At 65.3% G+C, this 2,721-nt stretch carries 2 protein-coding genes; one reads left to right on the top strand and one right to left on the bottom strand.

From position 1 onward, the window contains the following. Window positions 1-126: 126 nt before the first annotated feature. Window positions 127-1,461 carry a tRNA 5-hydroxyuridine modification protein YegQ gene (gene yegQ, locus ACO6VM_RS23990; protein ID WP_422403891.1) on the bottom strand — a complete coding sequence of 445 codons (1,335 nt, stop codon included), beginning with the start codon at window positions 1,459-1,461 and terminating at the stop codon, window positions 127-129. Between the two features lie 125 nt (window positions 1,462-1,586). Here yegQ and ACO6VM_RS23985 point away from each other — a divergent pair, with 125 nt between their 5' ends. Next, window positions 1,587-2,651: an AI-2E family transporter gene (locus tag ACO6VM_RS23985; protein WP_401059394.1), complete on the top strand. Its 1,065-nt coding sequence runs from the start codon at window positions 1,587-1,589 to the stop codon at window positions 2,649-2,651. Window positions 2,652-2,721: the final 70 nt, after the last annotated feature.

Raw genomic sequence — 2,721 nt, 5'->3', positions numbered from 1 at the left:
CGCCCCGCCCCTCCTTTCCACTACTCCCTCCACCCCCCCCCACCTGGCCTGCGAACAGCCCGAAGATGAGCCACGATCCTCGCCGGCTGCGCCTGTCAGTCACCTGAGGCGCGCATTACAGATTTGTCAGGCAGGCGCCTCGGCGTTGTCCAGGTCACGCATCAGCAGGCCGAACTCCAGCGACACCTGCTCGGGGATCGGCAGGTACACCACGTGGCCATCACCGGGGGCCACTTCGATCGCCTGCTGCTGGCGGTCGTGCAGGCGGTGCAGGTCGAAGTGGTAGTTGCCGCGCGGGGTCATCAGCTCCAAGTGGTCGCCCACGGCGAAGCGGTTCTTCACTTTCACTTCGGCCAGGCCGTCAACCCGCACGCCAGTCAGCTCGCCCACGAACTGCTGGCGCTCGGACACCGAGTTGCCGCGCTGGTAGTTCTGGTACTCGTCGTGCACGTGGCGGCGCAGGAAACCCTCGGTGTAGCCGCGCTGGGCGAGGGATTCGAGGTTGCCCATCAGGCCCCGGTCGAATGGCCTTCCGGCCACCGCGTCGTCGATGGCCTGGCGGTACGACTGCACCGCCCGGGCACAGTAGAAGTGCGACTTGGTGCGGCCCTCGATCTTCAGCGAATGCACACCCATCTGCGCCAGCCGCTCGACATGCTGGATGGCGCGCAGATCCTTGGCGTTCATGATGTAGGTGCCGTGCTCGTCCTCGAAGGCCGGCATCTCTTCGCCCGGGCGGTTGCTCTCCTGCAGCAGGAACACCTGGTCGGTGGGCGCACCCAGCCCCAGGGTCGGTTCGAATTCACGCACGATGTCGCCGGTGGCGTTCTCGGTGGCCGGGGTGGCCTGGTACTTCCAGCGGCAGGCATTGGTGCACGAGCCCTGGTTGGCGTCGCGCTTGTTCAGGTAGCCCGACAGCAGGCAGCGCCCGGAGTACGCCATGCACAACGCGCCGTGAACGAACACTTCCAGTTCCATCTGCGGTACCTGCTGGCGGATCTCTTCGATCTCTTCCAGCGACAGCTCCCGCGACAGGATCACCCGCGTCAGCCCCATCTGCTGCCAGAACTGCACGCTGGCCCAGTTCACCGTATTGGCCTGCACCGAGAGGTGGATGGCCATCTGCGGGAAGTGCTGGCGCACCAGCATGATCAGCCCCGGGTCGGACATGATCAGCGCGTCCGGGCCCATTGCGATCACCGGTGCCAGGTCCTTGAGGAAGGTCTTGAGCTTGGCATTGTGCGGGGCGATGTTGACCACCACGTAGAAGCGCTTGCCCTGGGCCTGGGCCTCCAGGATGCCGCGTGCCAGGTTGGCGTGGTCGAATTCGTTGTTGCGCACCCGCAGGCTGTAGCGCGGCTGGCCGGCGTACACCGCGTCGGCGCCATAGGCGAAGGCATAGCGCATGGTCTTCAGGGTGCCGGCGGGGGCGAGCAGTTCGGGCTTGGCGGGTGAGGTCATGGGTGCGCACCAGGGGCAAAAGGCGCGGATGCTACGGCGGCGGCGCTGCCGCGGTATTGATCTGGGTCAACGGCACTTTTGCCGTTACGGCGCGCACTAAAGTGTTGAACCCCTGAGGAATGCCCATGAACGAGACCGTGTTGCAGAACAAGGCCCTGACTGCGCTGCTGGCGCTGGTGACCATTGCCTTCATCTGGATTCTTTTGCCGTACTTTGGCGCAATCTTCTGGGCGGTAGTGCTGGGCATCCTCTTCGCGCCGTTGCAGCGTCGTCTGCTGTTGCGGCTGGGCGGGCGGCGCAACTTGGCGACGTCGCTGGCACTGCTGGTCTGCCTGCTGATCGCGGTGCTGCCGGTGATCATCATCAGCATGCTGCTGGTGCAGGAGGGCGCGGCGCTGTACCAGCGCGTGGAGAGCGGCCAACTGGACATTGCCGGCTATATCGAACGCGGCAAGGACATGCTCCCGAACTATGCCCAGCATGCCCTGGACCGCATGGGCATGGGCAACCTCGACGGCCTGCGCGACAAGATCACCAAGTGGGCCACCCAGGGCAGCCAGTTCCTGGCAGGGCAGGCGTTCAGCTTCGGGCAGGGCACCTTCGAGTTCCTGGTGAGCTTCGGCATCATGCTCTACCTGCTGTACTTCTTCCTGCGTGAGGGCGCAGAGGTGGCGCGCAAGATACGCCAGGCCGTGCCGCTGCCCGAGCAGCAGAAGCGCCGCCTGCAACTGAAGTTCAAGCGCGTGGTACGGGCCACGGTCAAGGGCAACCTGCTGGTGGCGATTACTCAGGGCGCGTTGGGCGGGTTGATCTTCTGGGTGCTGGATATCCCCAGTGCGCTGATCTGGGCGGTGCTGATGGCGTTCCTGTCGCTGCTGCCGGCGGTGGGCGCGGGGATCGTCTGGGCACCGGTGGCGGCCTATTTCATCCTGACTGGGGCGACCTGGCAGGGCATCGTGCTGACCGCCTTCGGGGTACTGGTGATCGGACTGGTGGACAACCTGTTGCGGCCGATCCTGGTGGGCAAGGACACGCGCATGCCGGACTACCTGGTGCTGGTGTCCACCTTGGGCGGGCTGGCGGTATTCGGGCTCAACGGCTTTGTGATCGGGCCGTTGATCGCGGCGTTGTTCGTGTCCAGCTGGGCGATCTTTGCCTCGACCAAGCCGCAGGTGCAGTTGCCGTCGTAGCAAGCGATCGCGGGGGGAAGGGAATCCCCAAAAACCCAGAGAACGAGCGTGGGAGAGGGGGGGGTGCGAG

It is taken from the genome of Pseudomonas sp. GZD-209 (assembly GCF_049310485.1).
GTDB lineage: Bacteria > Pseudomonadota > Gammaproteobacteria > Pseudomonadales > Pseudomonadaceae > Aquipseudomonas > Aquipseudomonas sichuanensis.
Note: the sequence above shows the minus strand (reverse complement) of the source record. Positions and strands in the feature narration are given on the sequence as shown.

Excerpts from the sequence above, each read along its gene's own strand:
- yegQ (WP_422403891.1), bottom strand. The coding sequence starts at position 1,461 with ATGACCTCACCCGCCAAGCCCGAACTGCTCGCCCCCGCCGGCACCCTG.
- ACO6VM_RS23985 (WP_401059394.1), top strand. The coding sequence starts at position 1,587 with ATGAACGAGACCGTGTTGCAGAACAAGGCCCTGACTGCGCTGCTGGCG.